Annotated in this window: 21 protein-coding genes and 1 tRNA gene; 14 read left to right on the top strand and 8 right to left on the bottom strand. The window is 71.0% G+C overall.

Annotation, left to right across the window (positions count from 1 at the left end; translation table 11 throughout):
• Positions 1-243 (top strand): CoA transferase (locus ABZ098_RS40415; protein ID WP_356599225.1); only part of this gene is annotated, 243 nt, incomplete at its 5' end.
• Between the two features lie 29 nt (positions 244-272).
• Complete coding sequence (locus tag ABZ098_RS40410) at positions 273-794, top strand: carbonic anhydrase (protein ID WP_356599223.1); 522 nt, start codon at positions 273-275, stop codon at positions 792-794.
• A gap of 43 nt (positions 795-837) precedes the next feature.
• Here ABZ098_RS40410 and ABZ098_RS40405 read toward each other — a convergent pair whose 3' ends face one another.
• A complete protein-coding gene (locus ABZ098_RS40405) occupies positions 838-1,530 on the bottom strand; it encodes a GntR family transcriptional regulator (protein WP_356599221.1) in 693 nt (230 codons plus the stop codon).
• 198 nt (positions 1,531-1,728) lie between these two features.
• Between ABZ098_RS40405 and ABZ098_RS40400 the strand changes: the two genes are divergently transcribed.
• Positions 1,729-2,541 (top strand): acyl-CoA dehydrogenase family protein, encoded by an 813-nt coding sequence (locus ABZ098_RS40400; RefSeq protein ID WP_356599219.1) that lies wholly within the window; start codon positions 1,729-1,731, stop codon positions 2,539-2,541.
• An 18-nt stretch (positions 2,542-2,559) separates the two neighbouring features.
• Here ABZ098_RS40400 and ABZ098_RS40395 read toward each other — a convergent pair whose 3' ends face one another.
• Positions 2,560-3,249: a GntR family transcriptional regulator gene (locus ABZ098_RS40395; RefSeq protein ID WP_356599217.1), complete on the bottom strand. Its 690-nt coding sequence runs from the start codon at positions 3,247-3,249 to the stop codon at positions 2,560-2,562.
• Between the two features lie 266 nt (positions 3,250-3,515).
• Between ABZ098_RS40395 and ABZ098_RS40390 the strand changes: the two genes are divergently transcribed.
• From ABZ098_RS40390 to ABZ098_RS40370, 5 genes are all read left to right on the top strand, one after another.
• Positions 3,516-3,995: a formate dehydrogenase subunit gamma gene (locus ABZ098_RS40390; protein ID WP_356599215.1), complete on the top strand. Its 480-nt coding sequence runs from the start codon at positions 3,516-3,518 to the stop codon at positions 3,993-3,995.
• Complete coding sequence (locus tag ABZ098_RS40385) at positions 3,992-5,620, top strand: NADH-quinone oxidoreductase subunit NuoF (RefSeq protein WP_356599213.1); 1,629 nt, start codon at positions 3,992-3,994, stop codon at positions 5,618-5,620. The genes ABZ098_RS40390 and ABZ098_RS40385 overlap by 4 nt, the downstream gene beginning before the upstream one ends.
• On the top strand, positions 5,617-8,433 hold the full coding sequence (fdhF, locus tag ABZ098_RS40380) for a formate dehydrogenase subunit alpha (protein ID WP_356599211.1): 2,817 nt from the start codon (positions 5,617-5,619) through the stop codon (positions 8,431-8,433). The genes ABZ098_RS40385 and fdhF overlap by 4 nt, the downstream gene beginning before the upstream one ends.
• A 31-nt stretch (positions 8,434-8,464) precedes the next feature.
• Positions 8,465-8,647, top strand: coding sequence for a formate dehydrogenase subunit delta (locus tag ABZ098_RS40375; protein WP_356599209.1), 183 nt, complete (start codon positions 8,465-8,467; stop codon positions 8,645-8,647).
• A gap of 84 nt (positions 8,648-8,731) precedes the next feature.
• On the top strand, positions 8,732-9,664 hold the full coding sequence (locus ABZ098_RS40370; protein WP_356599207.1) for a LysR family transcriptional regulator: 933 nt from the start codon (positions 8,732-8,734) through the stop codon (positions 9,662-9,664).
• 56 nt (positions 9,665-9,720) lie between these two features.
• Here ABZ098_RS40370 and ABZ098_RS40365 read toward each other — a convergent pair whose 3' ends face one another.
• The gene (locus ABZ098_RS40365) at positions 9,721-11,304 is read right to left on the bottom strand and encodes a FadD7 family fatty acid--CoA ligase (RefSeq protein ID WP_356599205.1); all 1,584 of its coding nucleotides are present in this window, start codon (positions 11,302-11,304) and stop codon (positions 9,721-9,723) included.
• A 255-nt stretch (positions 11,305-11,559) separates the two neighbouring features.
• Between ABZ098_RS40365 and oxc the strand changes: the two genes are divergently transcribed.
• Positions 11,560-13,308 (top strand): oxalyl-CoA decarboxylase, encoded by a 1,749-nt coding sequence (oxc, locus tag ABZ098_RS40360; protein WP_356599203.1) that lies wholly within the window; start codon positions 11,560-11,562, stop codon positions 13,306-13,308.
• Positions 13,309-13,364: 56 nt separating this feature from the next.
• Positions 13,365-14,621, top strand: coding sequence for a formyl-CoA transferase (gene frc, locus ABZ098_RS40355; RefSeq protein ID WP_356599201.1), 1,257 nt, complete (start codon positions 13,365-13,367; stop codon positions 14,619-14,621).
• Between the two features lie 60 nt (positions 14,622-14,681).
• Here frc and ABZ098_RS40350 read toward each other — a convergent pair whose 3' ends face one another.
• On the bottom strand, positions 14,682-15,116 hold the full coding sequence (locus tag ABZ098_RS40350) for a PAS domain S-box protein (RefSeq protein ID WP_356599200.1): 435 nt from the start codon (positions 15,114-15,116) through the stop codon (positions 14,682-14,684).
• 159 nt (positions 15,117-15,275) lie between these two features.
• On the opposite strand from ABZ098_RS40350, the gene ABZ098_RS40345 reads away from it, so the two are divergent.
• Together ABZ098_RS40345 and ABZ098_RS40340 are read left to right on the top strand one after the other, a co-directional pair.
• Positions 15,276-15,360, top strand: a tRNA-Leu gene (locus ABZ098_RS40345).
• A 65-nt stretch (positions 15,361-15,425) separates the two neighbouring features.
• Positions 15,426-16,259 carry a DUF429 domain-containing protein gene (locus ABZ098_RS40340; protein ID WP_356599199.1) on the top strand — a complete coding sequence of 278 codons (834 nt, stop codon included), beginning with the start codon at positions 15,426-15,428 and terminating at the stop codon, positions 16,257-16,259.
• A gap of 27 nt (positions 16,260-16,286) precedes the next feature.
• On the opposite strand, the gene ABZ098_RS40335 is transcribed toward ABZ098_RS40340, so the two are convergent.
• On the bottom strand, positions 16,287-18,938 hold the full coding sequence (locus ABZ098_RS40335) for a hypothetical protein (protein ID WP_356599198.1): 2,652 nt from the start codon (positions 18,936-18,938) through the stop codon (positions 16,287-16,289).
• On the bottom strand, positions 18,935-20,386 hold the full coding sequence (locus tag ABZ098_RS40330; RefSeq protein ID WP_356599196.1) for a hypothetical protein: 1,452 nt from the start codon (positions 20,384-20,386) through the stop codon (positions 18,935-18,937). Before ABZ098_RS40330 ends, ABZ098_RS40335 begins: the two co-directional genes overlap by 4 nt.
• A 257-nt stretch (positions 20,387-20,643) precedes the next feature.
• On the opposite strand from ABZ098_RS40330, the gene ABZ098_RS40325 reads away from it, so the two are divergent.
• Positions 20,644-21,744, top strand: coding sequence for a serine hydrolase domain-containing protein (locus tag ABZ098_RS40325; protein ID WP_356599194.1), 1,101 nt, complete (start codon positions 20,644-20,646; stop codon positions 21,742-21,744).
• Positions 21,745-22,082: 338 nt separating this feature from the next.
• Positions 22,083-24,122, top strand: a complete 2,040-nt coding sequence (gene fusA / locus ABZ098_RS40320; protein ID WP_356599192.1) for an elongation factor G — start codon at positions 22,083-22,085, stop codon at positions 24,120-24,122.
• A gap of 55 nt (positions 24,123-24,177) precedes the next feature.
• On the opposite strand, the gene ABZ098_RS40315 is transcribed toward fusA, so the two are convergent.
• Complete coding sequence (locus ABZ098_RS40315) at positions 24,178-24,570, bottom strand: SCO5389 family protein (RefSeq protein WP_356599190.1); 393 nt, start codon at positions 24,568-24,570, stop codon at positions 24,178-24,180.
• Between the two features lie 46 nt (positions 24,571-24,616).
• Positions 24,617-25,576 carry an ATP-binding protein gene (locus ABZ098_RS40310; RefSeq protein ID WP_356599188.1) on the bottom strand — a complete coding sequence of 320 codons (960 nt, stop codon included), beginning with the start codon at positions 25,574-25,576 and terminating at the stop codon, positions 24,617-24,619.
• Positions 25,577-25,600: the final 24 nt, after the last annotated feature.

Here is a 25,600-nt window from a genome sequence, read left to right as displayed (position 1 = left end):
ATCCTGTCCCCCAAAGAGATCATCGAAGACGCCTCACTCGCGGCGAACGACATGATCGTCGAGGTCGGGCATCCCGAACGCGGCACCTTCACCACGGTCGGCAACCCCCTCAAACTCTCCGACTCACCCACCACCATCACCACCCCACCCCTCCTCGGCCAACACAACGAGGACATCTACGTCCATGAACTCGGGCTCTCCCGGGCCGAGTTGCCGCAGCTCAAGGAGCAGGGCGTCATCTGACCGACTCGACCGGAGTGAGGTAGCCCCACATGTCGACTTCCGTACCCCGCACCGCGACGGTCACCGACCGGCTCGTGGAGGCCAACCGCGCCTACGCTGCCGGCTTCACCGACCCCGGCATGGGTGCCCGACCCGTCCTGCGCGTGGCCGTCGTGGCCTGCATGGACGCCCGCCTCGACCTGCACGCCGCACTCGGCCTGCACCTCGGCGACTGCCACACCATCCGCAACGCCGGGGGTGTCGTCACCGACGACACGATCCGCTCCCTGACGATCAGTCAGCGCGCCCTCGGCACCCGCAGCGTGGCGCTCATCCACCACACCGGCTGCGGTCTGCAGACCCTGACCGAGGACTTCCGGCACGAACTGGAGCTGGAGGTCGGCCAGCGCCCCGCCTGGGCGGTGGAGGCCTTCCGCGACATCGACCAGGACGTACGGCAGTCCATCCAGCGGGTGCGCACCTCGCCGTTCCTGCCGCACACGGACGACGTGCGCGGCTTCGTCTTCGACGTCACGACAGGGCTGCTGCGGGAGATCGCACCGAACTCCTGAGCCGCCCGGGTCCGTTGGAGGGGGGCGTGGTGGTCGGCCGGGGTCAGTCGTCCCGGCCGGCCACCGCGGCGATCTGCCGGCAGTAGAAGTCGGTGGTGTTGCGGGTGTGCCGGCGCATCAGCTCCTCGGCGCGGTCGGGGGCGCCCTCGCCGATGGCCTCGATGATCCTCGCGTGTTCGTTCCAGGCGTCCTTGCCGCGGGGCTTGGCGATGGGCATGTAGTACCAGCGCACCCGCAGGTCGACCTGGGGGATGAGCTCGGCCAGGACCGCGTTGCGGGACAGCAGGGTGATGTGGCCGTGGAGGGCGGCGTTCGCCTCCACGATGGCACGGGCGTCCCCTTCCGCGAGGGCGGTCAGACCGGTCTGCTGGAGTTCCCACAGCCGGGCGACGTCGCGGGGAGTGGCGTGCTGGGCGGCGCCGCGCGCGGAATGCGTCTCCAGCAGGGCCCGCACGCTGAGGAGTTGGGCGCACTCCTCGGTGGTGGGGGAGTGGACGAACGCCCCCTGGGAGGGGCGCAGATCGACCCAGCCGGCGGTCTGGAGCCGCTGCAGCGCCTCACGGATCGGCTGCCGGCTCACCCCGAGGCTCTCCGCCAGCTCGGCCTCGACGAGGTGCTGGCCGGGGGTGAGCGAGCCGTTGATGATCAGTTCGGTGAGGGCCTCGTAGACCGCCTGGCGCAGCGGGGTGGGCCTGCTGATCGGGCCACGGGTTGTCACGGTGGGTGTGTCGGGCATGGGCCCTGTCTCCCTCGTTCGACTGGTGGGTCGAGCCGTCCGTCCATCGCCACTTCGCGCACCGTGCCCTGTCTCGCACAGCGCCGAATCCGAAAACTGCCCGGCTTGACCCCTGGCGCGGTCACCTTCACATGCAGAATACTGTATGCAATCATCGTTCGGCAGTGGAACATCAGCCACGCCTGAGGGGGTCGCCCCGTGTCGTACCGCACCGCTCTCTCCGAAGTCCTGACCGGCGTCGTCGGACCCGTCGCCGAAGCGACGGCCGTCCAGGGCCGGTTCCCGCGCGGTGCCGTGACGGCCCTCGGCCGCGCGGGACTCCTGGGACTCACGGTCTCCACCGAGTTCGGCGGCGGGGGAGGGGGGTTGCCGGAAGCCGCCGACGTGGTCGCGCGCACCGCGCGCCTCTGCCCGGCGACGGCGGCCGTGCTCCAGTCCCACTACACGGCCGTCGCCGTGGTCGAGGCGCACGGTGGCCCCTGGCTGCGCGCCGAGATCGCCGCCGGACGCCATCTCGCCAGTCTCGCCCTCGCGGAGTCCGAGGAGGAGGGCGCGCCGGACGGCCCGACGGCGCAGACCCAGCTTCTCGTGCCGCGCTCCGTGGCCACCCGTTCCGGTGAGGTGGTGGCCCTGCGGGCCCGCAAGCAGCGGGTTGTCGCGGCCGGGGAGGCCGACCTCTACGTCTGGTCCTCCCGGCCCCTCGCCGCCCCCGACGGACTGACGCTCTGGGCGGTCCCGGCACACGCCCCGGACCTGTTCGTCCCGGCGCGGCCCGGCGCCTGCGGCCCTCGCGGCAGCGCCACGTCCACGGTGTTCGCCGACCCGGTGCGGGTGCCCGCGGAGGCGATGCTCGGCGCGGACGGCGGCGGGCTCGACATCGTGCTGCGCACGGTCCTGCCGTGGCTGCTCGAACTGCGGGCCGCCGCCGGGGCCCGCCGCACACCGGTCCTCGACCCCGCCCTCGGACCCGGGGGTACCCGTCGTCCCGCCGGCTCCCTCGCCGCGTCCTGAACCGTGCCCGCGAAGACGTCAGTCCTCGTTCGCCCTGGCCGCGATCTGCCTGCGGTAGAAGTCGGTCGTCCGCTCCGTGTGCTTGCGCATGACCTCGCCCGCCAAGTCGGCGTCGCCCTTGGCGATGGCCCGGATGAGCTGGGTGTGCTCGTTCCAGGCCTCCTTGCCTCGGGGCTTGGCGATGGGCGTGTAGTACCAGCGGACCTTCTGGCCCACCTGGGCGATCAGTCCGGCCAGCACGGCGTTGTCGGCGACGGCGGTGATGAAGTCGTGCAGCGCGGTGTTGGCGGAGACCAGCCGTTCGACGTCGCCGTCGGCGAGAGCGGCGATGCCCTCCAACTGGAGCTCGTCGAGACGCGCGATGTCCTCGGGCTTCGCGTTCTTGGCGGCGAGCTGGGCCGAGTAGGTCTCCAGGACCGCCCGGACGCCGAGGAGTTGGGCGGCCTCCTCCTCGGTGGGGGAGTGGACGAAGGCTCCCTGGGCGGGCCGCAGATCGACCCAGCCGGCGGTCTGGAGCCGCTGGAGGGCCTCGCGCACCGGCTGGCGGCTGACGCCGAGGTGTTCGGCGAGCTCGGCCTCGACCAGATGCTGGCCGGGCTTGAGGGAGCCGTTGACGATCAGCTCGGTCAGGGCGTCGTACACGGCCTGGCGCAGCGGTGCCGGGCGGGTGACGCGCCGGGACGCTGCGGCCGTGAGTGCCTCGCGCATGGTTGTCCCGTTCTGCCGCCGGTGTCGCCGGGCGGCTGCTGTGCCGAGTGGGGGCCGTGCGGAGGGTTGCCGACGGCCGCGTCAGCATACAGGTTTTGGTATGCAACATGGCGTGGCGCGCTCTCCCGCCCCGAGATGGGACAGCCGCCCGCGGTCAACCCTCCCGCCCTTACGGCAGGGTTGTGTATACAGAAGCCTGTATGGAGTATTGTCCGAGTCTCCTGCACCCCTCGCCGGGGACCCGCGTGACGGAAGGCGAAGCGATCATGACGACCAGCGGGAGTGACGTGACGGTCGAGAGCGTGGTCCGGAGGGCGGTGGCCCGGCACCGGGGTGAGCGCGGTGCGCTGCTGCCCGTACTGCACGCCGTCCAGGCCGAGTTGGGACATGTGCCGCAGGAGGCCGTGCCGGTGCTCGCCGAGGAGCTCAACCTCTCCCGGGCGGACGTCCACGGAGTCGTGACCTTCTACCACGACTTCCGTCGCGAGCCCGCGGGCCGCACCACCGTGCGCATCTGCCGCGCCGAGGCCTGCCAGGCCCTGGGCGCCGACCAACTGGTGAGCTACGCACGCGAGTCCGGACTGCCGCTGGGGGAGACCACGGCGGACGGCTCGGTCACCGTCGAGCAGGTCTTCTGCCTCGGCAACTGCGCGCTGGGGCCCGCCGTCGAGGTGAACGGACGGCTCCACGGACGAGTCGGCCCCGCCCGGCTGGGCTCCCTCCTCAACGGGACGGTCTCCTCATGAACAACGCATCCCACAACAACGCATCCCACTCCACAGCCACCGTCTACGTCCCCCGCGACTCCGCGGCCAGGTCCGTCGGCGCCGACGAGGTCGCCCAGGCCCTCCAACACGCGGCGGACCGCGGCGACTTCGCCATCGACGTCGTACGCAACGGATCGCGCGGCATGCTGTGGCTGGAGCCCCTCGTCGAGGTGGTGACACCACAAGGACGCGTCGGCTATGGCCCGGTGGCCCCCGAGGACATCGACGGACTCCTCGCCGCCGGGATGCTCGACGGCGCGGACCATCCGCTGCGGCTCGGTGTCGTCGACGAACTGCCCTGGCTGGCGAGCCAGAACCGCGTCACCTTCGCCCGGATCGGCGTGACCGACCCCCTGTCCGCCGAGGACTACGAGGCACACGGCGGCCTGGCCGGACTGCGCGCCGCCCTGGAGCTCGCCCCCGCCGACGTGGTCGCCGAGGTCACCGCGTCCGGGCTGCGCGGCCGCGGCGGCGCCGGATTCCCGGCCGGCATCAAGTGGAAGACCGTGCTGGAGTGCGCCGACGAGCTCAAGTTCGTCTGCTGCAACGCCGACGAGGGCGACAGCGGGACCTTCGCCGACCGCATGGTCATGGAGGGCGACCCGTTCATGCTCATCGAGGGCATGACCATCGCCGCCCACGCGGTCGGAGCGAGCGAGGGCTACCTCTACATCCGTTCGGAGTACCCGGACGCCGTGGCCACGATGCGCCGGGCGATCGGGATCGCCCGCGAGCACGGCTGGCTCGGCAGGAACATCCTCGGCTCCGCCCTCCACTTCGACCTGCACGTCCGCGTCGGCGCCGGCGCGTACATCTGCGGCGAGGAGACCTCCATGCTGGAGAGCCTGGAGGGCAAGCGCGGCATGGTCCGCGCGAAACCGCCGATCCCCGCGATCGAAGGCCTGTTCGGCAAGCCGACCGTGGTGAACAACGTCCTCACCCTGGCCACCGTGCCCGTCGTGATGGCCGAGGGCGCGAAGGCGTACGAGCAACTCGGCGTCGAACGCTCCCGCGGCACCCAGGTCTTCCAGCTCGGCGGCAACATCGCCCACGGCGGCATCGTGGAGACCGCCTTCGGCATCACCCTGCGCGAACTCATCGAGGAGTACGGCGGCGGCACCCACTCCGGACGTCCGGTGCGCGCCGCACAGGTCGGCGGCCCCCTCGGCGCGTACCTGCCGGAGTCGATGTTCGACCTGCCCATGGACTACGAGGCGTTCGCGGCCGCCGGAGCGATGGTCGGCCACGGAGGCGTGGTCGTGTTCGACGACAGCGTGGACATGGCCGCCCAGGCCCGCTTCGCCATGGAGTTCTGCGCCGAGGAGTCCTGCGGCAAGTGCACCCCGTGCCGGGTCGGCGCGGTACGCGGAGTCGAGGTGATCGACAAGATCGTCGCCGGCACCCACCGGGACGAGAACCTCGCCCTGCTCGAAGACCTCTGCGACCTGATGACCGAGGGCTCGCTGTGCGCGATGGGCGGGCTGACCCCGCTGCCCGTGCGCAGCGCCCTGACCCACTTCCCCGACGACTTCCTCGGCGGCCGTCGACTCCTGGACATCCAGCCCGTACAGGCGACTGGCCCCAAGACGGAGGGCACGGCATGACACTCCTCAAGGAACCCGACTTCGGCACCCCGGAACGGCCGGGCCCGGCCACGGTGTCCGTGGAGGTGGACGGTCTGCCGGTGACCGTCCCCGAGGGCACCTCGGTGATGCGCGCGGCGGCCCAAGCGGGCGTCGACATACCCAAGTTGTGCGCCACCGACAGCCTGGAGGCGTTCGGCTCCTGCCGTCTGTGCGTGGTCGAGATCGACGGCCGGCGCGGCACCCCCGCCTCCTGCACCACCCCGTGCGCCGACGGCATGAAGGTGAGCACCCAGACGCCCAAGGTGGAGAAGCTCCGCCAGGGCGTCATGGAGCTGTACATCTCCGACCACCCCCTGGACTGCCTCACCTGCCCCGCCAACGGGGACTGCGAACTCCAGGACATGGCAGGGGTGGTGGGCCTCAGGCAGGTCCGCTACGGCTACGAGGGCGAGAATCACCTCGACGCCGAGAAGGACACCTCCAACCCCTACTTCGACTTCGACCCGTCCAAGTGCATCGCCTGCTCCCGCTGCGTCCGCGCCTGCGGCGAGGTCCAGGGCACCTTCGCCCTCACCATCGAGGGCCGCGGCTTCGACTCCAAGGTCGCGGCGGGCGCGGGGGAGTCCTTCATGGACTCCGAGTGCGTCTCCTGCGGAGCCTGCGTCCAGGCCTGCCCGACCTCCACGCTCCAGGAACGCTCGGTCGTCGAACTCGGCATGCCCACACGGTCAGTTGTGACCACCTGCGCGTACTGCGGAGTCGGCTGCTCCTTCAAGGCCGAACTGCGCGGCGACGAACTCGTGCGCATGGTGCCGTACAAGGACGGCGGCGCCAACGAGGGCCACTCCTGTGTGAAGGGCCGCTTCGCCTTCGGCTACGCCACCCACCCCGACCGCCAACTCAAGCCGATGGTCCGCGACCGGATTACCGACCCCTGGCGCGAGGTCGACTGGGACGAGGCGATCGGCACGGTCGCCCGCCGCATGCGCGACATCCAGGACCGCCACGGCGCCGGCGCGATCGGCGCCATCACCTCCTCGCGCTGCACCAACGAAGAGGTCTACGTGGTCCAGAAGATGGTCCGCGCGGCCTTCGGCAACAACAACGTCGACACCTGCGCCCGCGTCTGCCACTCCCCGACGGGCTACGGCCTCAAGCAGACCTTCGGCGAGTCCGCCGGCACCCAGGACTTCCGCTCGGTCGCCGAGGCCGACGTCATCATGGTGATCGGCGCCAACCCCACCGACGGGCACCCGGTGTTCGCCTCACGGATGAAGCGACGGCTGCGCGAGGGCGCCAAGTTGATCGTGGTCGACCCCCGCCGCATCGACCTCGTGCGCTCCCCGCACATCGAGGCCCAGCACCACCTCCAGCTGCGGCCCAGCACCAACGTCGCCGTCGTCAACGCCATGGCCCACGTGGTCGTCACCGAGGATCTGGTCGACCGGTCCTTCGTGGACCAGCGGTGCGAAGGCTTCGACGACTGGGCCGAGTTCATCGCCCGGCCGGAGAACAGCCCGGAGGCCGTCGAGGAGATCACCGGCGTACCGGCCGCCGAACTCCGGGCCGCAGCACGGCTGTACGCCGAGGCACCCAACGGCGCCATCTACTACGGCCTCGGCGTCACCGAGCACAGCCAGGGCTCCACGATGGTCATGGGAATGGCCAACCTCGCGATGGCGTGCGGCAACATCGGCCGCGACGGCGTCGGCGTGAACCCGCTGCGCGGCCAGAACAACGTGCAGGGCTCCTGCGACATGGGCTCCTTCCCGCACGAACTCCCCGGCTACCGGCACGTCTCCGACGACGCGGTCCGCACCGTCTTCGAGAACCTCTGGGGCGGAACCCTCCTCGCCGAGCCGGGACTTCGCATCCCCAACATGTTCGACGCGGCCATCGACGGCACCTTCCGAGGCCTGTTCGTGCACGGCGAGGACATCGCCCAGTCCGACCCCAACCTCAAGCACGTCACCGCCGCCCTCGAAGCGATGGAACTCGTCGTCGTGCAGGACCTGTTCCTCAACGAGACGGCCAAGTTCGCGCACGTCTTCCTGCCGGGCGCGTCCTTCCTGGAGAAGGACGGCACGTTCACCAACGCCGAACGCCGCATCAACCGGGTCCGCTCGGTGATGAAGCCCAAGACGGGCAAGCACGAGTGGCAGATCGTCACTGAGATCGCCACGGCCATGGGCTACGCGATGTCCTACGACCATCCCGGCCAGATCATGGACGAGATCGCCTCGGTCACCCCCACGTTCACCGGGGTGTCCTTCGAGCTCCTCGACAAGCTCGGCAGCGTTCAGTGGCCGTGCAACGAGGAGGCGCCCGAGGGCACGCCCATCATGCACGTGGACGAATTCGTGCGCGGCAAGGGCAAGTTCGTCGTCACCTCCTACGTGCCGACCAACGAACGCAGCACCCGGCGCTTCCCGCTGGTCCTCACCACGGGCCGCATCCTCAGCCAGTACAACGTCGGCGCTCAGACCCGCCGTACCGGCAACGTCGCCTGGCACCCGGAGGACGTCCTGGAGCTGCACCCGCACGACGCCGAGGTGCGCGGCATCAACCACGGCGACATGGTCACCCTGGCCAGCCGTGTCGGCCAGACCACCCTGCGCGCCGAGATCTCCGACCGCATGCCGACCGGGGTCGTGTACACCACGTTCCACCACCCCGTCACCGGCGCCAACGTGGTCACCACCGAGAACTCCGACTGGGCGACCAACTGCCCCGAGTACAAGGTGACCGCCGTACAGGTGGCGCTCGCCCGCCCGGACCGGTCGAGCGAGGCCGAAGCCGCCGGGAACGACCTCGTGACGGCGGTGGACTGAGATGACAGCGACTGTGCCGGCGGAGTGCCGCATGGCCAACGACATCGCCAGGAACCTCGGCCATCTGCCGGGGGAGGAGGCCGCGCAGGCCATCGCGGGGCACATCGGGAGGTTCTGGGACCCCCGCATGCGCTCTCGCCTCTACGACTTCGCCGACGCCGGAGCGGACGGCCTGGACCCCCTCGTGGTGGCTGCGGTGAAACTCCTGCGCTGACCTGTTCGGTCTCCTCCCTGTACATCATCCCGGACTGCATACAGTATGGAGCCAGTGGATCCCAGGGGCAGGGAGGAGCCGCTCATGCTGTTCCGGCAGCTCGAGTACTTCGTGGCGGTGGCGAGGGAACGGCATTTCGCCCGGGCGGCGGAGTCCTGCTATGTCTCCCAGCCCGCGCTCTCGGCGGCGATCGCCAAGCTGGAACGCGAGCTGAACGTCACGCTGATCAACCGCGGCCACAACTACCAGGGCCTCACCCCCGAAGGCGAGCGGCTCGTCGTGTGGGCCAAGCGGATCCTCGCCGAACAGGACGCCTTCAAGGCCGAGGTGGCCGCCGTGCAGTCCGGCATCACCGGCACCCTCCGCCTCGGCACCGACCCCACCGCGTCCACGACCCTCGCCCTGCCCGTGGCCGCCTTCTGCGCGGCGCACCCGCTGGCCAAGGTCCAGGTCCGCTCAAGGCTGTCGACCAAGGAGCTCCACCGCCAGCTCCGCGACTACGAACTCGACGTGGCGATCGCCCACTTCGACCCGGACGACCAGGAAGGCCTCCAGGTCGTCCCCCTCTACCAGGAGAGATACATGCTGCTGGTCTCCGACGACCAGCTCGTGGCCCAGTCCGCCACCGTGTCCTGGGCGGACGCCGCCCAGTTGCCGCTCGCCCTGCTCACACCCGACATGCGGATCCGGCAGATCGTCGACACCGTGTTCGCGGAGAAGGGATACGTGGTCACCCCGCAGGTCGAGACGGACTCCATCGCCTCCCTTTACGCGCACGTCGGCGGCGGTGGCTGGGCGAGCATCGTGCCGCACACGTGGCTGCGCGCGATGCCGGTGGTCGGCCGGACCCGAGCACTGCCCCTGGTCGACCCCGAGGCCGGCGCCCAGGTCTCGGTGGCCATCCACGCGGCCACCCCCGGCTCGGTCGCCGCCCGCGCCTTCGTCAACGCGGCGACCGGCCTGTCCCTGGACGACTTCTTCGCCCGCCCCTTGCCGCCCGACCACCGGGTGCGCTGAACCGGCCGACGCGAGCGGCGCGAAGTGGGCGCAGGCGACGGCCGCACCGCGCTTTGTCAGGGCGCGTACCGCGCCTGTACCGCCTTCCGGTCCAGGCCCCCCTTCGCGGTGTACGGCAGGGCGGGGACCAGTTCGAGTCGGTCCGGGATCTCGAAGGGGGCCAGGTGGTCGTGGCAGTAGCGGAGGATCTCCTCGCGGTCGACGGCGTCGCCCTCGCGGAGCACCACGGCGGCCCCGACCCGCTGCCCGTACACCGTGTCGGGGACCGCGAACACGGCCGCCTCCGCGACCCCGGGGCACCCGGCGAGGATGTCCTCGACATGTTCGGGTGAGATCTTCTCCCCGCCCCGGTTGATGAGGTTCTTGATCCGTCCGGTCAGGGTCAGGTACCCGTCCTCGTCCAGCGCGCCCAGATCACCGGTGTGCAGCCACCCGTCGACGAAGGTCCGCGCCGACTCCTCGCCGTCGGAGAGATAACCCCGGGCGACCGTGGGCCCCTGCACCCACACCTCGCCCTCCACACCCGCCGGGCAGGAACGCCCGCCCCGGTCCACGACCCGCACCTCGACGCCCGTGGGTCGGCCCACCGACCCCTGCCGGAGCGCTCCCCGCTGCGGCAGCGGTTCGCTGGTCGCCTGGTGCGAGGACTCCGTCATCCCGTACGCGGACAGCAGCGGCGCGCCGAACGTCCGCTCCAGGGCCCGCTGAGTCGCCGTGTTGAGGGGCGCGCTGCAACTGCGGACGAACTTCAACGGCGGGGCCTGCGGTCCCGGGTACTCCCGCTCCGACCGGTCCAGAAGGATCTCGTGGATGGCCGGCACCGCCGTGAACCACGTGGCGTCCACGGCCCGCATGTCGTCCCAGAACGTGCCCGCCGAGAACCGCCCCCGCTCGGGCAGCAGCACACAGCCCCCGCTGGCCAGTGAGGACAACAGAGCCGCGAACAGCCCGTGGCCGTGGAAGAACGGCATCACCGCCACCGTGGCGTCACCGGGACCCAACTCGTAGGTGGCGCAGATGTTCCGGACGGATGCGGCCACGTTGGCATGGGTCAGTGGAACCATCTTCGCCCGGGCGGTGGTGCCGGCGGTGAACAGCACGAGTGCGTCCCGCTCGGACAACTCGCCTGCGCCGCCTCGGACTTGGACCGTCTCGCAGACACCGGGTTCGAACTCCACCGCAGCCGTCCCCGCCCGCGAGACGTCCACGCGCAGCGGCCACGCGGGCACCGGGAGCGCGTCCGCACCGGAGGCCGACGCGTCTAGGAGGACCGCCCGCGCCCCCAACGCCACGAGCCGCGCGGACAGTTGTGTCCCGGGCAGCGCGGGATCCAGGGGAGCCGTGACCAGGCCGGCCCGCGCCGCACCGAGCAACCCGACGACGAACTCCGCCGTGTTGGCGCAGATGAGGCCGACCGCGTCTCCACGGTCCAGCCCCGCCGCGCGGAGCCGGACGGCCACGTCGTCGGCCAGGGCCAAGAGGACCCCGTACGACAGCGGTAGCCGCTCACCGGTCACCACCAGGGCCCGGGCGTCGGGGCGTTCACGTACCTGGCGGTCGAGGAGGTCGACGAGGCCCGAGACCTCCGCGGGCCGGTACCGGTTCGCGTCACGCACGGATGCCGCGGCCGGAACGGCCATGACCCCACCCCCTCGCACAGATCCGAACGGAACATCCTCTGCGAGCGTGCGGTGGCACCCGGGGGACGTCCAATACCCGCTGGCGAACGGCCGATAGCAAGCGTCTATCAAGGGAGTTGCCGGGCCTGTGACCAGGCCTCGATAGACGCCGTTTATCGGCTGGTCGCCGATGGGTCTTGGACGCGGGCGAGCGCGCTGCCGATGGTGAGAGGAGTAGCCGCTCCGGCAGGACCTGCCCAAGGAGGACCTCGGACCATGACCGCTCCCTCGCCCCTGGAGACCGCGGCAGCAGCCGACGTTCCGACCGAGCTCACCGACGGGTACCACCTGGTCGTCGACGCGCTCAGGATGAACGACGTCGACACCATCTACGGGGTGGTCGGCATCCCGATCACCGACCTGGCCCGTCTCGCCCAGGCGCAGGGCATCCGCTACATCGGCTTCCGCCACGAGAGCAACGCCGGACACGCGGCCGCCATCGCCGGCTACCTCAACAAGAAGCCCGGCGTGGCCCTCACGGTCTCGGCCCCCGGTTTCCTCAACGGCCTGGTCGCCCTCGCGAACGCGACCACCAACTGCTTCCCCATGGTCCAGATCTCCGGCTCCAGCGAACGTCACCTCGTCGACCTCAAGCAGGGCGACTACGAGGAGATGGACCAACTCGCCGCCGCGCAGCCCTTCGTGAAGGCCGCCTACCGGGTCAGCCGCGTGGAGGACATCGGCCGCGGCATCGCCCGGGCCCTGCGCACCGCGATCTCCGGGCGCCCCGGCGGTGTCTACCTCGACATCCCCGCCGCGGTGCTCGGCGCCATCATGCCCAAGGCGGAGGGGGACCGGACGCTGAGCCGTCTCGTCGACCCCGCGCCGCGCCAGCTCCCGGCGCCGGAGGCCGTGGACCGCGCGATCGAGCTGCTGGCCTGCGCCGAGCGCCCGCTGATCGTGCTCGGCAAGGGCGCCGCGTACGCCCAGGCGGACGACAAGGTACGGCAGTTCGTGGAGTCGACCGGCATCCCCTACGTACCGATGTCGATGGCCAAGGGCCTGCTGCCCGACAACCACCCGCAGTCGGCCGCCACCGCCCGTTCCCTGGCCCTGAAGAAGGCCGACGTCGTCATGCTGATCGGCGCGCGCCTCAACTGGCTTCTGGGCCACGGCCAGACGGGGTGGAACCCCGACGCCAAGTTCGTCCAGATCGACATCGACCCCAAGGAGATGGACAGCAACCAGCCCATCGCCGCGCCGCTAGTCGGTGACATCGAGTCGGTGCTCGACGCGCTCGCCGAACGCACCAAACCCGGCCAGATCCAGGCCCCTTCGGCCTGGCGCGAGGAACTCGGGGCGCGCTCGGCGCAGAACGTCGCCAAGATGGCCGAGCGGCTGAAGGCCGACCCGCACCCCATGCAGTTCATGGGCGCCCTGAAAGCCGTGCGCGACGTCGTGCACCAGCACCCGGAGACGTACCTCGTCAACGAGGGCGCCAACGCCCTGGACATCGCGCGCAACGTCATCGACATGCACGTCCCGCGCCACCGCCTCGACAGCGGGACCTGGGGTGTCATGGGGATCGGCATGGGCTACGCCATCGCCGCGGCCGTCGAGAGCGGCGCGCCGGTCGTGGCCGTCGAGGGCGACAGCGCCTTCGGGTTCAGCGGCATCGAGATCGAGACGATCTGCCGCTACAAGCTGCCCGTCGTCACCGTGATCATGAACAACGGCGGTGTCTACCGCGGCGACGACACCAACCCGTACGACGACGCCCCCTCGCCGACGACCCTCATGTCGGCCGCCCGTCACGACCTGCTGATCGAGGCGTTCGGCGGCAAGGGCTACCGGGCCACCACGCCCGCCGAGGTTACCGCCGCCCTCACCGAGGCCCTCGCCTCCGGCGGCCCGGCGCTCATCGACTGCGTGATCGACCCCTCGGCCGGCACCGAGAGCGGCCACATCTCGCACCTGAACCCCAAGGGCATCACCGTCGGCAACATCACGCCGGCGAAGAAGTGACCGCCCAGACCTCCTGGGCCACCTCGACCGCGCAACTTCACGAAAAGGAAGCACACATGAGTGAAAAGCCGCTCGCCGGAATCAAGGTGATCGACTTCACCGGGGTCCAGGCCGGCCCCGCCTGCACGCAGATGCTCGCCTGGTTCGGCGCCGACGTCCTGAAGGTGGAGCGCCCCAACGGCGGTGACGTGACGCGCCGTCAGCTCAGGGACATCGAGGACCTGGACGCGCTCTACTTCACCATGCTCAACAGCAACAAGCGCTCCCTCGCCATCAACACCAAGACCGCCGAGGGCAAGGAGGTCCTGGAGAAGCTCATCAAGGACGCCGACGTCCTGGTGGAGAACTTCGCGCCCGGCGCCCTGGACCGCATGGGCTTCACCTGGGAGCGCATCCAGGAGCTCAACCCGCGCCTGATCTTCGGCTCGGTCAAGGGCTTCAACGACCAGTCGTCCTGGAACGACCTCAAGGTCTACGAGAACGTCGCCCAGTGCGCGGGCGGCGCCGCCTCCACCACCGGCTTCTGGGACGGCCCGCCCACCATCTCCGGCGCGGCCATCGGCGACACCAACACCGGGATGCACCTGGCGATCGGCATCCTCACCGCGATCATCGACCGGGGGAAGACCGGCCGGGGCCAGAAGGTCTCCGTCTCCATGCAGGACGCCGTGCTCAACCTCTGCCGCGTCAAGCTGCGCGACCAGCAGCGCCTGGAGCGGGTCGGCTACCTGGAGGAGTACCCGCAGTACCCGAACGGCGAGTTCACCGACGTGGTGCCGCGCGGCGGCAACGCGGGCGGCGGCGGCCAGCCCGGCTGGGTCCTCAAGTGCAAGGGTTGGGAGACCGACCCGAACGCGTACATCTACTTCACCGTCCAGGAGCAGAACTGGAAGCGCACCGCCGAGGTGATCGGCCACCCCGAGTGGGCCGAGGACCCGGAGTACGCCACCGCGCGCGCCCGCCAGTCGCACATCTTCGAGATCTTCGAGGAGATCGAGAAGTGGCTCGCGGACAAGACGAAGTACGAGGCGGTGGACATCCTGCGGGAGTGGGAGGTGCCCTGCGCCCCGGTGATGAGCATGAAGGAGATCGCCTACGACGAGGACCTGCGCAAGAGCGGCACGGTCGTCGAGGTCGAGCAGAAGGGCCGCGGCACGTATCTGACCGTCGGCAGCCCGGTGAAGTTCTCCTCCTTCAAGCCGGAGGTCGTCGGCGCCCCGCTGCTGGGCGAGCACAGCTCCGAGGTCCTGGTCGAGCTGGGCTACGACGAGGAGACGATCGGCCGGCTGAAGGAGAGCGGGGTCATCGTCTGAGCGGAACGCTGAAGGGGCCGTGACCTCGAAGGTCACGGCCCCTTCACCATGCAGCAGCGATCAGGCCGACGCCTGGGCAGCCTCGGCCCGGCGCCGCATCAGCTCCCGCTCCCGCTCGCGCCGCGCGGTGACGTCCCGGATGACCGCGCCGCAGTAGGGGCTGCCGTCGGGGCCCGACAGCAGCACCACGCTGAACTCGATGGACAGCTTGCGTCCGTCCGCCGCCAACGCGGGCACGTTCAGCAGATCGGCGTCCCCGTATTTGCTGGACCCCCGCTCCATGGCCGCGTCGAAGCCTTCCTGGTGCCGCTTGCGGTGCCTCTCGGGAATGATGACGTCCAGGCTCCGCCCGGCCACGTCGGCCGCCGCGAACCCGAAGATGCGCTCCGCCCCCCGGTTCCAGTAGCGGATCAGCCCTTCCCTGTCGATGATCACTACGCCGTCGGGTGCCTGGTCTGCCATCCCCAGCACCACCGCGGAATCCAGATCTTCCATGTCGCCTCCGAGCAGGGGCCGTTTGGAGCCAACAGTATACAGAATACTGTCGTCACGGACTCTCCCCGAAGGGATATGCAGGTGAAGGGCGCTCCGAAAGCTTGGTATTGTTGTCCATGTCGCCGCGGGGAACAGCCCCGTCAAGGCGGCAGACACCTGGTCCGGGTGGCGGAATGGCAGACGCGCTAGCTTGAGGTGCTAGTGCCCTTTATCGGGCGTGGGGGTTCAAGTCCCCCCTCGGACACTGACGAAGACCCCCGCTGAGCGGGGGTCTTTCGCGTGTCAGGACTGCTCTGGTACCACCGGTGCATGGGAATGCGACGGTTCATCGGCGTCGACCTCGCCTGGGCGCGGACCGGCACACGGATCGGGCCCAACGAGACCGGCGTCGCGGTCATCGACGAGGCCGGCACGGTGATCGACTGCGGCTGGACCCGTGGTGTCGAGGAGACCGTCGCGTGGATGGCCGAGGCGGCCGTCGAGGGATCGACGCTGGCCTTCGTCGACGCGCCCCTCGTCGTCGACAACCCCGCGGGCCAGCGACCCTGCGAGCGGGAGGTGGGCCGCCGGTACGGCCGCTGGAAGGTCAGCGCGAACAGCACCAACCAGAACTCCCGCCACCAGGCCGGAGTCCTGCTGCGCGCACGCCTCCAGGAATCCGGCTGGGCCTACCACGACGGCCTCGACGGCCCACCGACCGACGGGCTCGTCCTGTCCGAGTGCTATCCGTACACGACTCTGGTCGGCGCCGCCGAGTTCGGCTACGACCTGGAGCGGCCCCGGTACAAGCGCCCGGGGCGCAGGCCCCCGCAGGGATGGCGGCTGACGCGGGCGCAGGTGTGCGACGCGCTGATCGCCCGCCTCGCGGGCCTGGCCGAGGCCGACCCGCCGCTGCTGCCGGCGTCACACCCGGTTTCCCGGCGACTCATGACCGAGCCTTCACCCGAGCGGGACGCCCCCTACAAACATCGCGAAGACCTCATCGACGCGCTGCTCTGCGCGTGGACCGCCGCTCTGTGGTCCCGGCACGGTCTGGCACGCTGCCAGGTTCTCGGCGAAGCGGTTCCCGGCCGGCCCGGATCGGCTCCCACGATCATCGCGCCCACCCGGCCCGAACAGCGCGGCACACCGGTGGCCCGGTGAGCGGGGCCCGGACCCGGCGGGCGCCGTTCAGCTCCCGTCCGAGTACAGGCGGCGCACCAGTTCGGGGTAGGGGATCCCCACCTCGCCGAGGATCGTCCTGAGGGCTTCGGGCGGACCGTTGCGCAGCGGGGCCGGGGCGCCGACACGACCCGGAACCGCGGAAAGATCACCAGTGGCGAACCGTGACTCCGGAGTGGCCGGGGGACGTATCTCGTAGGTGCGCCAGACGCGCGCCGGGGAGTGCAGCAGCACCAGGCAGGGCTTCGCCCACGCGACGAACGTCCAACGGTCCCGGCCCCGGGCCCGGACGAGCACCGCGTCGGAGGTGTGCCGCCCGAGCCGGTCGGCGACTCTCGCGACGACCGGTACCGGATTGCCGAAGGAGCCCTCGATCTCCCAGAGCCCGTCCTCGTACCCGGCCGACCAGCCCGCCGCGGAGAACTCCGCGGTCACCTCGGCATAGGGGTCGGCCTCCTGGGCGAGGCCGATGAGCTGCTCCACCTCGCTCCAGGACGCGACACGGGCCAGGGCCTGCCGCGGCGAGATCATCAGGTCCCGCGCCCGGTCCGGCTCGGCTCTCGCGACCACGGCCTTGCTCCGCCGCCAGGCGTGGGCGGCCCGTACGTCGTGCTCACCGCCGCCGGTGAACACGGCGTCCTGGCTGAGCAGCGTCATCACCACGGCCGTGACCGCTTCCAGCCGGCGCCGGGACTCGGGCGGCGCCTGCTCGTCCGCGACGGCCGCCGCACCCTCCGGAGTCAGGGCGGTGAGAAGGTCGCCGAGTCCGGTGCGCCAACTGTCGTCGTCCTCGTCCCAGACACCTGCGGCCAGCAGTTGGACGTACAGACTCGCCACGAGCAGCCGCACCGGCAGTGCGCACACGGCCTGGGGCCGGGGATCGGCCAGCGTTCTCAGCCAGCGCCGGACCCAGGTGCGGCAGAGGGCTCGCTGCTCCGGCGCCACGTACGGTGCGAGGTCCTCGTCCGTGGGTTCCTGGTCGTCCGTGTCGTCCTCGTACGCCTCGTCGTCATCCGTACCGGAGACCGCCGACAGGATCCACGGTGACGTGGGTGCCTGCGGAAGGTCGAACTGCGAGGTGCCGAATGCCAGGTCCGTCAGTCGGTCCCCGAGCATCCTGCGACAGTCCGCGAGGTAGGCGTCCCAGCGGTCGACCTCGCTGACGGCACCGACCGCGACAGGACCGGACGTCGTGCTGGTCGCGGCGCTCACCCGGGGCGGGGAGCTCGCGGCGGTGAGTTCCCGCAGGCGCAGCAGGTCGGCCTCGAAGCGCCGTGCGGTACGTTCGTCCGAGAAGAGGGCCTGTGCCGTGTAGTCGTACTTCAGTGTGATCCCGCTGTCGGCGTCGCCACGGCGTGCGCAGTGCACCGGGCTGTAGACGAAGACGACGGCGGATTCGGCGGTGTCACCGTCAGGCCGGACACAGGTGGCGCGCACCGCCGCACCGGGCATCTCCGGAAGCGGGAACGACCAGGTCCGCCGCCCGGTGGGGACGTCGCCGAGCTCGGTCCAGGAACCCGGCGAGCCGTCCGGTGAGCTGCTGATCGTGACGGGCGTCGGGCGCCCCCGGTCCAGGGCGACGTGCAGACCGTCGCTGTCCACCTTGGCCCCGAGCAGGACCAATGTGCGGGCGGCGGCGGTGAAGGGCCGGACGGTGCGGCCCGTCAGGCCGGCGAGGGGAGTGACGCGTCCCTCGTCGGGGAGCAGCGACGAGGGCTCGGTGGCGAGTACGGCCAGTTCGCAGTTGCCGGTGTCCCGCGTGCTGGTGCACAGGGCGGCTCGGGTGAGGTTGGGGCTGCCGGTCAGCGCGTACCGGCGATCGCCTTGCCGCCACTGGATGAACTTGCCGTGGCGCATGCGGGTTTCGTCGAGCAGTCGTATCTGCGCGGACGTGTCCTTGAGGGCCGCCTTCACCGTTTCGGCGTCGTAGCTCGACCAACGGGGCTGAAGTCCCAGGAGCGTACGGCGCGGTGCGAGGTGTTCGACCAGCAGGCGCAGGGCCTGGCCGGAGGGGTCGACGAACGGGGCGTAGGCGTGCAGCTCGTCCACGGGGCCGGGTGTCAGTTGCTCCAGCAGACCGCGGTGGAGGTTGTGCAGCAGTCGGGGCCCGGCCTCCGAGTCCCCGGGCGGGGCGTTGACATGGCGCTCCGTCAGGATGGCCGCGATCTCCCGGAGATGGGCCGCGGACCAGGGCGCGAGGTCCACGACGGCGGGCAGTTCGTCCAGCCAGTCGGCGAGATCGGCGAGGACCGGGTGGGAGGCGCCCTGCTCCGTCTCGACCACGGTCCACAGCTCGTCGTTGGCGCCCCAACCGGACAGGGTGGGATTGCCCGAGCCGACGGCGACCCGGCAGGCGTCCTCGCCGAGCAACAGCGCGACTTTGGGATGGAACGCGCCGTGACAGGTGGCGGGGCCGTGGAGGTAGCTTCGGCCGGCCATGCGTACGTCGACCGGGTCGTGGAGGCCTTGGGCTGCGTCACTGATCACCGCGGTGCGGGCGCCGAGAGCGCGCGCCACGGGGATCGCGACCTTCTCCAGGAACGGAAGATCGACGGTGAACCCCATGAAGAGCGCCTCGTGCAGGGGCCTGCCGCCGCGTTCGAGCCAGTCGTGCAGCAGTGTGACCGGGGAGGCGAAACGGGTGTGCCGGGCCACGCTCACGAGCTCAACTCCAGGATCGTCCGGCCGGCGGCGGTGACGGCGTGACAGTCGTCCCGGACGGTGAACAGGTCCAACTGGCTTCCGAAGGAGCCGAGTTGGGGGATGCGTGTACCGATGTCGGAGTCTCCTTCGTCACCGGTCTTGAAGTACCTCTCGTCCCGCAGATGCAGACGGGAGAAGATCTTCAGTCCGCCGGTCGCCGGGTCGGGGCGCAGTTTGGCGAGCGCGACCCGGCGGGACTGGGCGAGCATGTCGTCCACCAGGCGGGCGGCCAGGTCGCTCACGGGCCGGTCGAGGTGGTCGACGACGAGGCCGTCGACCCAGGTCGGGTCGAGGAACTCGGCCGCACGCCGTCGCCGCCCCAGGAAAACGGCCCGTACGTCGCCGGGCAGATGGCCCTCCCGGGACCGGAGCGCGCCGACCAGCAACAGGAGCACAGCGGTCATCGGCGTGTCACCGCCCTGCTCCAGGACCTGCCGTTCGGCCGGCAGCAGGTGACCCGCGGTGTCCTTGAGCGGCGGCAGGTCGTCCAGCGTCCGCCGCAGCGTCCGGTCGGGGGCCTGCTGTGCCAGCCAGCCGCGAAGCTCCTCGGCGGACCGGTCGGCCTCGCCGTCCTTGGACCCGATCTCCGCCACCAGTGCCGCCCACAGCCTGCGCCAGGCGCCGACGGAGTAGTGCCGCAGCAGCAGTCCCCGCCAGCCCGCGGCCTCCGGGATCGAGGCCAGCACCGGGTCGCCGGTCAGGGTCTCGCCGAACGCCACCGCTGAACGCAGCGTCTCCTGGAAGCCCTCACCGTCGTGGCCGTGGAGCTCGATCGCCCGGCCGAGGGTGCGCAGCGTCGCACGGCGGGTGAGGTCGGACGCCTCCCAGTCCTCCGGGACGTGCACGCCTGAGGCGGCGGTCGCGGTGATCAGCCGGGTCAGCCATTCCCGTTCGGCGGCGAGCGGCACTCCGAGGGCGGCCTGCCCGGCTCTTTCCAACGCGGGCGAGGGGACGACGTCCCGTTCCGCCAGTGACAGCAGCGGGGCGAAGGCCTCACCGACGGCGGGCGGGCACGGGTGGCGGCCGGGCCTGAGCGCCGCCTGCCTGAGCTCCACGGTGCCGAGGACCACGGCAGATCCGCCGTACTGGTCCCAGAAGCCCCAGCGGCGGGGCGAGTACGACTGGCTCAGGTCCTCCTCGCCCACCGCTCGCGCGAGTTCCAGGTCCTCCCCGCAGAAGCGACGTACCCGATCGACCCCGTGGGCCGACCACTCCGGTTCGGCCGACGCGTCCGCGCACTGAAGCGCGGCCAGCAGCACCTCGCAGCGGCGAACCAGCCCGCGGCACGCGGTGGTGTCGAGGTCCCGCCGCTCGGCATGGGCGGCGATCGCCGCGTACAGGGAGTGGTACCGGAGGTACCGGGTCACCGTGGACACCCCGGGCACCAGGCGGTCCACCGCTCGCATCACCGGCCCTTCGACTGCCAGCGGATACCGTCCGGATCGTACTCCCAGCCCCTGGACCGCCCATGCCGGTCCTTGAACGTCGACCGTCACTCAGCCACCTCCGCCCGCGACCCACCGCGCCCGCGCTGCAACGGGGCTCCCCCAATGATCCACTCAAGGCCCGTCCGCCGTACGGGAAACGGCGAGCGCGACGCTCATTTACCCGTAAGCCGTAATTCGGTTGACCTCGGCCCGGTGCCGCGGGCTCAATACCCGTCATGGCCGACATCCAGGGCACGTACGACGACCTGTTCTCCGCCGTCCCCAACAAGCTGGCGGCGCTGCTGGACGAGGGGGACGTCGGCGGCTCGGTGGCCGTCCTCGTGGACGGTGAACCGGTGGTGGACGTCTGGGGCGGTTTCGCCGACGCCGACCGGACGATCCCGTGGGAGCGGGACACGATCACCAACGTCTTTTCCACGACCAAGACGATGACGGCGCTGTGCGCCCTGATCCTCGCCGACCGCGGCGATCTCGACCTAGACGCCCCGGTCGCCCGGTACTGGCCGGAGTTCGCCGCCGCCGGCAAGGAGAAGGTGCTGGTACGGCACCTGTTGTCGCACACCGCGGGGCTGCCCCACTGGGAAGGCCCGGTCGACGAGCTCTACGACTGGCCGGCCGCCACCACCCGGCTCGCCGCCCAGCCGCTGCTCTGGGAACCCGGCACCGCGGCCGGCTACCACTCCCTCACCCAGGGATTCCTGGTCGGCGAGGTCCTGCGCCGGATCACCGGCCGCACGGTCGGCGAGTTCCTGGCCCAGGAGGTCACCGGACCCCTCGGCGCCGACTTCCACATCGGACTGCCCGCCGAGCACGACCACCGCGTCGCCCGCACCCTCCCGCCGCCCGGCCGGGACGAGGACTACACCGCGAGCGCCCCGGGCAACGACGCGACACCCGCCACCGGGACCGCGACGCGTGTCCGGGACGGCAACAGCGTGGCGTGGCGACGCGCCCAGATCCCCGCCGCCAGTGGCTTCGGCAACGCCCGTTCCATCGCGCTCGTCCAGTCCGCGCTCGCCTGCGGCGGCACCGTGCGGGGCGTACGGCTGCTGTCGGCGGCGGGCGCCGCGCGGGCCCGGGAGGAGCAGTTCAGCGGTGAGGACCGCGTGATCGGCATGACCCAGCGCTACGGCCTGGGCTACGGCCTCTTCGGCACCACCTTCGGCTGGGGCGGCTGGGGCGGATCCCTCGTCATGATCGACCCCGACACCCGCATGGCGGTGGCGTACGCGACCAACCAGATGCGTGAACCCGCCGAGGACACCCGGGGGTTGGACCTCGTCATGTCCGCCTACGACGGACTCCAGGGCCTCTAGACCGACTCCCGGACCCGAAGGGGCGGGGCACGGAAAAAATCCTGTGCCCCGCCCCTTCCCTTGTCCCTACACTCACCACGCAGCCCATGAAGAGGACGACGAGTGAGAGGGGTACGGCCGTGTGCGTGCGCAGCGCTGTCGCCGTTCCCCGGACGTCGTACGACGTGATCCTCGTGTCCTCGACCCTCCGGTGCCCGCTGCGCGGCCGGCACCGGACGCCCGCGACGACCGCCTGACACAGCAAACTCCGTCACGACACACCTATGTGACGTGCCGTCATGTCGTCGTACGGGTCATCGCGCAGCCCTGTCATCACACCACCCGAAAGGCCATGGGCCGTGCGCACCATCCACCACCCCGACCCGCTCGCCGTCGTCCGCAACCTCGGCATCCTCGCCCACGTCGACGCCGGCAAGACCACCGTCACCGAGCGGATCCTGTTCGCCACCGGGACCACGCACAAGCGCGGTGAGGTCCACGACGGCACCACCGTCACCGACTTCGACCCGCAGGAGCGGGACCGCGGGATCACCATCTTCGCCGCTGCCGTGAGCTGCGCGTGGGACGGACACCGCCTCAACCTGATCGACACCCCGGGACACGTCGACTTCGCCGACGAGGTGGAGCGCTCGCTGCGGGTGCTCGACGGAGCTGTCGCGGTGTTCGACGCGGTCGCGGGCGTGGAGCCGCAGAGCGAGTCGGTGTGGCGGCAGGCCGACCGGCACGGTGTGCCGAGGATCGCGTTCGTCAACAAGATGGACCGCGCGGGCGCCGACCTGGACGCGGCCGTGGAGTCGATCCGGCGACGGCTGCATCCGGCCCCGCTGGTGGTGCAGTTGCCCATCGGCAGCGAGGACGGCTTCAGCGGAGTCGTCGACCTGGTGCGGATGCGTGCGCTGACCTGGGCGGACGGTGACACGGCCGAGGAAGGCTCGGTGCCGGACGGGCTGCGCGAGGAGGCGCTCAGGCGTCGCCGCACGCTCGAGGAGGCCGTCGCCGAACGGCATCCGGCCGCTCTGGAGGAGTTCTGCGACCGGGAGACCCTCTCCGCCGGCACCCTCACCGCCGCCCTGCGCGACCTCACCCGCAGCGGCGACGGTGTGGTCGTCCTGTGCGGCTCGGCCTACCGCAACCGCGGCGTCGAACCGCTGCTGGACGCTGTCGTGGCGTACCTGCCGTCACCGCTCGACGTGCCCGCCGTATGCGGCGAGAACGGCGAGGAACGGCCCTGCGACCCGGCGGCCCCCTTCGCGGCGCTGGCGTTCAAGGTGAACGCCACTGCCACGGGACGGCTGACGTACGTACGCGTGTACTCGGGGACGATCGAGAAGGGAGCCACCGTGTGGGACGCGGGTGCGCGGCGCACCGAGCGCGTCGGACGGATCCTGCGGGTCCAGGCCGACCGGCACGCCCCGTTGGAACGGGCGGTCGCCGGTGACATCGTCGCCGTCGTCGGGCTGAAGGCGGCCCGAGCGGGCTCGACCCTGTGCGCGCCGGACGCCCCGCTCGTGCTCGAACCGCCCGGTGCCGCCGAGCCGGTCGTGTCGGTGGCGGTCGAGCCCCGACGGGCCGTCGACACCGACCGGTTGGCCACGGCGCTCGCCCGGCTGGCCGAGGAGGATCCCTCGCTCGTCGTCCGCACGGACGCCGAGACGGGGCAGACCCTGCTGTCCGGCATGGGTGAACTGCATCTGGAGGTGGCGGTGGAGAAAGTACGGCGTGAGCACGGCCTGACGCTCAACGTCGGCCGTCCGAAGGTGAGTTACCGGGAGACGGTCGGGCGCGGGGTGTCCGGGCTGGTCCACCGGCACGTCAAACAGGACGGCGGGGCAGGGCAGTTCGCGCACGTCGTCCTCGATGTCGAACCCGCCGAAGCTGGCTTCGAGTTCCGTTCCACGGTGGTCGGCGGGCGCGTCCCGCAGGAGTACGTCCGCGCGGTCGAGGCCGGCTGCCGGGACGCCCTGGCCGAGGGGCCTCTCGGCGGGCACCCGGTGACGGGATTGCGCGTCACGCTGACCGACGGGTCGACCCATGTGAAGGACTCCTCGGACACGGCGTTCCGTACAGCGGGCCGGTTCGGCCTCCGTGAGGCGCTGCGCGCCTGCGCGATGGTGCTCCTGGAACCCGTCGTCGAGGTCACGGTCACCGTGCCCGAGGACGCCGTCGGCGCGGTCCTCGGCGACCTCGCGGCCCGCCGCGGCCGGGTCTCGGGCTCGGCCACGCGGGGCGGCTCGGCCGTCGTCACGGCGACCGTGCCCCTGGCCGAACTCTTCGGCTACGCCACGAGGTTGCGCAGCCGCACCCAGGGCCGGGGCACCTTCACGGCCCGGCCTACGGGGTACGCGCCGGCTCCGGCCGAGGCGGCGGTCCGGAGGTAGCGACCGTGTGGCCCTCCCGTGTCCGGGGAGGGCCACACGGTCCACCGGGGCCGGCTCAGCAGTCCCGGAACTCCGGCGACTGGTTCAGTACCTGCGAGCGCACCGAGGTGAAGCGGGCGTACGTCTCGCCGTCGACCGACTCCGGGCGGAAGGCGGCCACGCGGTGGCAGTTCTGGAAGGCCAGGGCCACGCCGAAGTGGCGTTCCAGGCTGCCGCGGATGGCGTCGCTGGCGAGGGCGCGCAGCAGCTGACCGCGTTCCTTCTCCGACGGGGGAGGGGTCTGGTTGTCGGTGAACTCGGCCTGGCCGTCGCGCAGTTCGGTGGCGAGGGTGGCGATCAGGTCGTAGGCGTAGGGGAGGGACGTGCGGACCGTGTCCACGAAGTCCTCCTCGCGGATGTCGCCCTGTTCGGCTTCGGCGAGGAGCTTCGGGGAGACGTCGAGAGACATGTGAGGGGGGTTCCTGTCCTGTTGTCGTGAGCTGGGAGGAGGTGGGTCAGTGGAGGGAGGCCGGGCCCGGGACGAAGTCCGGGTCCACCTGGTCCGCCAGGTCGAGGCCGGTCGCCTCGTTCGCCCACGAGCGGGCGTTGCGGAGGTGGAAGTCGACCGCGTGGCGGTGGAGCGTCGGCCAGTCGCGGGGGTGGGCGTCGACCGTCTCGCGCAGGATCGACAGGGCGTGCCGGTTGTGGGGTTCCAGCGACTCCGGGCCGCCCTCGGCGCGGCCCTGTTCGGCCGCCCGCACCCAGGGTGACTGGACCAGGTGGGTCAACAGGTCGTCGCCGACGTGCTCCTTGAGGAAGAGCAGGTCGTCCTCGCCGGTCACCTTGTTGCCGATCACGGCGATCCGGATCCCGAACTCCCGTGCGTGGTCCCGGTACTGGCGGTAGACGGAGACGCCCTTGCGGGTGGGTTCGGCCACCAGGAAGGTCACGTCGAAGCGGGTGAACAGGCCCGAGGCGAACGCGTCCGCGCCGGCGGTCATGTCGACGACGACGTACTCGCCGGGACCGTCGACCAGGTGGTTGAGGTACAGCTCCACCCCGCCCAGCTTGGAGTGGTAGCAGGCCACGCCGAGATCGCTCTCGTCGAACTCGCCCGTCACCATCAGCGGGACGTCACCCACCCGCCGGACGTGTCTGGCGTGCAGTTCGTCATCGCCCAGCAGCCGCAGCAGGCGCGAGCCGCGACCCGGCGGCGTGGTCTTGATCATCGCCTCGCGGGAGGCGATCCGCGGATTGGTGCCGCGCAGGAAGTCCTTGATGTCGGCCACGTGCGCGCCCAACGGCGGGGCGCCCAGGGCTTCGTCGCCGTCGTGGCCCAGCGCCTCGGCGAGATGCTGGTTGATGTCGCCGTCCACGGCCAGCACTGGTGCGCCGGAACGGGCCAGATGGCGGGAGAAGAGCGCCGACAGGGTGGTCTTGCCGCTGCCGCCCTTGCCGACGAAGGCGATGCGCACTACCGCTCCATCTTTTTGAAAATG

The sequence above is a fragment of the Streptomyces sp. NPDC006335 genome (assembly GCF_040612795.1).
GTDB lineage: Bacteria > Actinomycetota > Actinomycetes > Streptomycetales > Streptomycetaceae > Streptomyces.
Note: the sequence above shows the minus strand (reverse complement) of the source record. Positions and strands in the feature narration are given on the sequence as shown.

Excerpts from the sequence above, each read along its gene's own strand:
- ABZ098_RS40365 (WP_356599205.1), bottom strand. The coding sequence starts at position 11,304 with ATGGCCGTTCCGGCCGCGGCATCCGTGCGTGACGCGAACCGGTACCGG.
- ABZ098_RS40390 (WP_356599215.1), top strand. The coding sequence starts at position 3,516 with ATGACGACCAGCGGGAGTGACGTGACGGTCGAGAGCGTGGTCCGGAGG.
- ABZ098_RS40370 (WP_356599207.1), top strand. The coding sequence starts at position 8,732 with ATGCTGTTCCGGCAGCTCGAGTACTTCGTGGCGGTGGCGAGGGAACGG.
- frc (WP_356599201.1), top strand. The coding sequence starts at position 13,365 with ATGAGTGAAAAGCCGCTCGCCGGAATCAAGGTGATCGACTTCACCGGG.
- ABZ098_RS40325 (WP_356599194.1), top strand. The coding sequence starts at position 20,644 with ATGGCCGACATCCAGGGCACGTACGACGACCTGTTCTCCGCCGTCCCC.
- ABZ098_RS40410 (WP_356599223.1), top strand. The coding sequence starts at position 273 with ATGTCGACTTCCGTACCCCGCACCGCGACGGTCACCGACCGGCTCGTG.
- ABZ098_RS40350 (WP_356599200.1), bottom strand. The coding sequence starts at position 15,116 with ATGGAAGATCTGGATTCCGCGGTGGTGCTGGGGATGGCAGACCAGGCA.
- ABZ098_RS40395 (WP_356599217.1), bottom strand. The coding sequence starts at position 3,249 with ATGCGCGAGGCACTCACGGCCGCAGCGTCCCGGCGCGTCACCCGCCCG.
- ABZ098_RS40375 (WP_356599209.1), top strand. The coding sequence starts at position 8,465 with ATGGCCAACGACATCGCCAGGAACCTCGGCCATCTGCCGGGGGAGGAG.
- fdhF (WP_356599211.1), top strand. The coding sequence starts at position 5,617 with ATGACACTCCTCAAGGAACCCGACTTCGGCACCCCGGAACGGCCGGGC.
- ABZ098_RS40385 (WP_356599213.1), top strand. The coding sequence starts at position 3,992 with ATGAACAACGCATCCCACAACAACGCATCCCACTCCACAGCCACCGTC.
- oxc (WP_356599203.1), top strand. The coding sequence starts at position 11,560 with ATGACCGCTCCCTCGCCCCTGGAGACCGCGGCAGCAGCCGACGTTCCG.
- ABZ098_RS40330 (WP_356599196.1), bottom strand. The coding sequence starts at position 20,386 with ATGCGAGCGGTGGACCGCCTGGTGCCCGGGGTGTCCACGGTGACCCGG.
- ABZ098_RS40315 (WP_356599190.1), bottom strand. The coding sequence starts at position 24,570 with ATGTCTCTCGACGTCTCCCCGAAGCTCCTCGCCGAAGCCGAACAGGGC.
- ABZ098_RS40340 (WP_356599199.1), top strand. The coding sequence starts at position 15,426 with ATGGGAATGCGACGGTTCATCGGCGTCGACCTCGCCTGGGCGCGGACC.
- ABZ098_RS40405 (WP_356599221.1), bottom strand. The coding sequence starts at position 1,530 with ATGCCCGACACACCCACCGTGACAACCCGTGGCCCGATCAGCAGGCCC.